The 5425-nt window shown below is 59.8% G+C and carries 5 protein-coding genes; 3 read left to right on the top strand and 2 right to left on the bottom strand.

Annotated elements, in window-relative coordinates:
* Positions 1–37: 37 nt before the first annotated feature.
* Both HX846_RS12370 and HX846_RS12375 read right to left on the bottom strand, forming a co-directional pair.
* Positions 38–964, bottom strand: coding sequence for a carbon-nitrogen hydrolase family protein (locus HX846_RS12370; protein WP_178965465.1), 927 nt, complete (start codon positions 962–964; stop codon positions 38–40).
* Between the two features lie 109 nt (positions 965–1073).
* Positions 1074–1958, bottom strand: coding sequence for a LysR family transcriptional regulator (locus HX846_RS12375; RefSeq protein ID WP_178965466.1), 885 nt, complete (start codon positions 1956–1958; stop codon positions 1074–1076).
* A gap of 119 nt (positions 1959–2077) precedes the next feature.
* Here HX846_RS12375 and HX846_RS12380 point away from each other — a divergent pair, with 119 nt between their 5' ends.
* The 3 genes from HX846_RS12380 to HX846_RS12390 all read left to right on the top strand — a co-directional run.
* Complete coding sequence (locus HX846_RS12380) at positions 2078–3466, top strand: M20 family metallopeptidase (protein WP_087694379.1); 1389 nt, start codon at positions 2078–2080, stop codon at positions 3464–3466.
* Between the two features lie 66 nt (positions 3467–3532).
* Complete coding sequence (locus HX846_RS12385) at positions 3533–4822, top strand: MFS transporter (RefSeq protein ID WP_102369251.1); 1290 nt, start codon at positions 3533–3535, stop codon at positions 4820–4822.
* Between the two features lie 46 nt (positions 4823–4868).
* Positions 4869–5425: LysR family transcriptional regulator (locus HX846_RS12390; protein WP_178965467.1), on the top strand; the 557-nt coding region annotated here is incomplete at its 3' end.

Here is a 5425-nt window from a genome sequence, read left to right on the forward strand (position 1 = left end):
ACCATAAGCCGCCGTTACCGAAGAAACGGATATGTACTCAATCACCAATAAACCGCACCCCCGCCCTAACCCGCTCATCCACGATCAATTCGAAAATATCCGGCCGGGCATAATGCCCAACCACATCATAGTCATACCGCGCCCGCACCAAATCATCCGTATCAATCCGCGCCACCAGCAACCCCGCCCCACCGAGCAATGGCCCGGCAAGAACGTCCCCCATGGGCCCGACAATCACACTGCCCCCCGCGATCAGAGGCCGATCCACCGGCCAGTTCGCCACCTCCACGCCCAACGCCTGGGGTGACGCCTGCACCTGACACGCACTCACCACAAAACACCGCCCCTCATGGGCAATATGCCGCATGCTCACCTGCCACATTTCCCGCTCATCCACCGTCGGCGCGCACCACACTTCCACACCCTTGGCGTACATCGCGGTGCGCAACAACGGCATCATGTTCTCCCAGCACACGGCGCCGCCGATGCGCCCTACCGCGGCATCAACCACCGGCAACGTCGAACCATCACCCTTGCCCCAGATCAGCCGCTCAGTGCCGGTAGGCATCAATTTGCGATGCCTGGCCACCAACCCGCCCACCGGCTCGAAATACAGCACCGTGCAATACAACGTGCTGCCACTGCGCTCGATCACGCCCAACACCAGGCTCGCCCCGGTGCGCGCCGACAAGCCGGCCAGCGCTTCGGTCTCCACACCCGGCACATCAATCGCATTGGCAAAATACCGCGCAAAGGCCTCGCGCCCTGCAGGCAGGCGATACCCCAGCTGGGTGCCGAAGCCTTCACCTTTGGGATAACCCCCGAGCAACGCTTCCGGCATCACCACCAGTTGCGCACCGCTGCGCAGGATTTCGTCCTCGTAGGACAGGATCTGTTCCAGGGTCTCAGCCTTGCCTCCCGGCAAGGAACCGATTTGCAGCGCAGCCACGGTAGAAACAGGCATCACGATCACTCCGTATCAATGGGGGTTGCCCATTCTCCGGCCAGCGGCAATCATGAATAAAGCCCGCTTCGCTGCTAACTGATATGAGCCATATGAATATCATCATCCATCAGTCAGCGTCCTTCAGGAATCCGACAAGACTCTCGATAAACCGCTCCAGCGCCACCGGCAAAGCACGCTTGGGCATGGTCAGGACTTGAATCGCCCGGTCTGAAAACTGCGGGTTCGACAGTGCAACCGAGGTCAGCTCGTCGCTCCCATTCGCCCGATGACTGATCGCCCCACCAAACGCGATGGTGTCCGTGTTGCGAACGAATTCATGGATGGCGCCCGAATAATTGCAGGTCATTACGTGATTGAACGTCAGCCCTTCCATCTGGCAAACCAGGTCGAACAATTGCCGCTGGGTGGAGCCTTTTGGCGTCAGCGCCAACGGGTAAGCGGACAGCGATCGAAGGGACAGTTGCCCGACCGCCGCCAGTGGATGCCCCACCCGCATCACCGCGCGGATCGGCGAGCGACTGGAATGCCGCACTTCAACCCCTTCGACAGGCTCGGTACTGAACACCAACCCCACATCGGCTTCGCCGCGTCTCACTTTATCCGCGCATTCGTGAGGCGACATCACTTCCAGCACATACTGGAAAACGGGATTTTGCTGATAATGCCGGATCAGCACCTGAGGCAGGAAATAACGGGACAGCCCCTCGGTGGACACCAGCCGAACCACTTTCGCGCCCGGATAATCGCCCGCCCGTAGCTCCGAGAGCAGGCTTTGCTCCTCCAGCAAGGCACGCCGTGCGTGATCGGCCAAGGCATTGCCGGCCGCTGTGGGCTGCATGCCCCTTGGCCGGCGCTCGAACAATGGAACCCCGATGGTTTCTTCCAACAGGGAGATCTGGCGACTGACCGCACTGGGCGCGATGTGCAAGCGTTCGCCGGCAGCAGCCAGTGATCCTGTATCGAATACGGCCAGGAAATAACGATAATCCACAGTTTGATTCCTTTACCCAGGGATCTATTTATTAGAAGGCAAACGTCAAAAAACAGCAATATACACACCGATGCATGACTTCTATATTGGATTGAACCTCAGCCCGCACCGGAACTGTCATGTCCAAGCAACAAGCGCTCGCGAATGTTCGCCAGTACCTGGCCGAAGGCCATTTTGAAGCCGATCTGCGTCGCAGGATTGCCATTCGCAGCGAAAGCCAGAACCCCGGCCAGGCGCACGAACTGACGCGGTACCTGCAACAGGAAATACAACCAGCGCTGATCGCAATGGGTTTTGAATGCCAGATGCTCGATAACCCGTCGGGCGCCGGCCCGTTGCTGTTCGCCTCACGCCACGAAGGGGCCGATTTGCCCACGGTATTAACGTATGGACATGGCGACGTAGTGCTCGGGTATGACGAGCAATGGCGCGAGGGCCTCAGCCCTTGGGCGTTGAGCGTGGAAGGTGATCGTTGGTATGGCCGAGGCACCGCGGACAACAAGGGCCAGCACAGCGTCAACCTGACTGCCCTCGAGCACGTCATCAAGCAACGTGAGGGGCGCTTGGGCTTTAACGTCAAAGTGCTGTTCGAAACCGGCGAAGAATGCGGTTCTCCCGGGCTGCGGGAGATTTGCACTCTGCACCGGGAGCTGTTGCAAGCCGATGTGTTCATCGCCTCCGACGGGCCGCGCTTGAACGACAGTCGCCCGACAATATTCCTCGGTTCCAGAGGTTCCGCGTTGTTTTCCCTGGAAGTCAACGCACGCGACAAGGGCCTTCACTCCGGTAACTGGGGCGGTGTGATGTCCAACCCCGCCGTAGTATTGGCCAATGCGCTAGCCAGCCTGGTGGACAAGGACGGTCGTATTCGCTGCCGAACGCTGGTGCCTGACGCCATACCCGACTCCGTACGTGAAGCCATCCGCGACTTGGACATCCATCCGCGCTCTCTGGGCCGGGAACTGGATGTTGATTGGGGCGAGCCTGGCCTGACCCTGGGTGAACGACTCTTCGGCTGGAACACGGTGGAGATCCTTGCGTTTATCGCAGGCAATCCGACCAAACCGGTCAACGCCATTCCACCCCGCGCCACCGCGCATTGCCAGTTGCGATTTGTAGTCGGCACTGACTGGCAGAATCTGCAAAAGCTGCTGCGCCAACACCTGGATGCGGAGGGGTTTCAACAGGTCGATATCGTGATTGACCGTTGCACACCGGCCAGTCGCCTGGACCCTGACAACCCTTGGGTACGCTTCGCCAAACAGTCGATCGCCGATGCCACCCACCGGCCCGTTGCCGTGTTACCGAACCTTGCAGGCACCCTGCCCAACGATATTTTCGCGGACATATTGGGTTTGCCCACCTTGTGGATACCGCACTCCTACCCCGGGTGTTCACAACATGCTCCGGATGAGCATCTGTTGGGCTCGGTAGTCCTCGAAGGGCTGCAAATCATGACCTCGCTGTTCTGGGACCTGGGTCACCTCGCCCCCTTCAAACCACAATAAAAAATCGGGGTCCGCCGACCCTTTTTATCTGCCGCTCACCCCCTTATAAAATCAGGAGCGTCAAGAATGACAGCGTTATCGTCCCCCACCGTTTCACCCACGATCGCAAAGGCCACGCCCCTCTGGAAACCCATTGGCGCGGCCTTGATCGGTAATACGCTTGAATGGTTCGACCTGTCGGTGTACGCCTATTTTGCGCTGACCATCAGCAAGGTATTTTTCCCGGCCGCCGACCCGGCCGTATCGCTGTTCCTGGCCTTCGCGACCTTCGGCCTTTCATTTCTTATCCGGCCACTGGGCGCTGCCGTGCTCGGTTCCTATGCCGACCGGCAGGGACGCAAGAAGGCGTTGACGCTGTCCATCATGCTGATGCTGATAGGGACGGCGATGATTGCCGTGATGCCCAGCTATGCAACTATCGGGATTATTGCGCCGATCGGTATTCTGTTCGCCCGCCTGCTCCAGGGTTTCTCCGCCGGTGGTGAGTTCGGCAGCTCCACCGCGTTCATGATGGAGCATGCACCGCAGAAGACCCGTAACTTTGTCGCGAGCCTGCAGTTTGCAAGCCAAGGCTTTGGCGTGGTCATCGCCTCATTGTTCGGCTACTTCCTGACCATCAGCCTGAATGATCAACAGATGTTCGACTGGGGTTGGCGCGTGCCGTTTTTCTTCGGGCTGATCCTCGCCCCGGTGGGCCTGTACATCCGCCGCACGGTGGATGAGTCGCCCGATTTCAAGGAAAGCCAGCCGGGCTCACGGCCGTTGCGGGAAGTGCTGCTCTCGCAGAAGACCTTGTTGCTGGTGGCGATGGGCGTGCTGATCGTGTCGACGGCGTCCAACTTCATGATCAAGTACATGCCGTCTTATGCCTCGACCACCTTGGACATTCCCCAGTCCACAGGCTTCCTGGCCACGCTGACGGGCGGGATCATCCTGACCGTGGTGACGCCGGTTGTAGGGTTCATCACCGGTTATGTCAGCCGGATCAAAATCATGTTGTGGGCCTCGAGCATCTACATCCTCGTAATCTTTCCGGCATTCGCCTGGCTCAACAGAGTACCGAGCGCCACCTCGTTGTTGCTGGTGGTGTCGATGATGGCGTTGATCAAGGCCGTCTACTTCGCCCCACTGGCATCACTTATGGCCGATGTATTTCCCGTACGCACCCGGGTGACCGGCATGTCACTCAGCTACAACCTGGCCGTGACGATATTCGGTGGCTTTGCACCGGTGATTGCAACCGGGTTGATCGCGCTGACCGGCTCGCAGCTGGCGCCGAGCTTTTACCTGATAGCGGCGGCTGCCCTCAGCATTGGCGCGCTCGTGGTGGCAAAGAGAACATTGCGCCTGGTGTAGCACCTGGCGGGACGTTATATATTCAGGGCATATCCAGTCACATGATATGAGCCTGATGAATATCGCCAACGTCGATCTCAACCTGCTGAAAACCTTCGAGGCCCTGCACGACGAATCCAGTGCCAGCCGCGCCGCCCTGCGCCTTGGCGTCACGCAGTCGGCGATCAGTGCCGCCCTGCGCCGCTTGCGCGATGTGTACGGCGATCAGTTGTTCGTGCGTACCGGCCGGGGCCTGGCGCCCACCTTGCGGGCCAATCAGTTGAAGCCGGTGATCAGCGAAGCCCTGGATCGCTGCCGCCAGAGCCTGGCGATGGTGGATCCCCAGGGCAATCACTATCAGGGCCGTTCGGTGGTGGTGGGGTTATCGGATGATTTCGAAATCGCCTACGGCCGGCGGCTGATTGAAGAAATTGCCCGGCGTGCGCCAAAGCTGCGGTTGATGTTCCGCCAGACCCACAGCCAGATCGTTGCCGACGCCCTGCTCGACCGCAGCCTGGACCTGGCAATCACCGCCGGCGGGTTTGCCGAGCGCCGGTTGAGCCGGCAGGTATTGGGGGAAGGCCATTACGCGTGCCTGGTGGACCCCGACAGCCTGGCGCCGGG

The sequence above is a fragment of the Pseudomonas sp. K5002 genome (genome assembly GCF_013386655.1).
In the GTDB taxonomy this organism is placed as follows: Bacteria; Pseudomonadota; Gammaproteobacteria; order Pseudomonadales; family Pseudomonadaceae; genus Aquipseudomonas.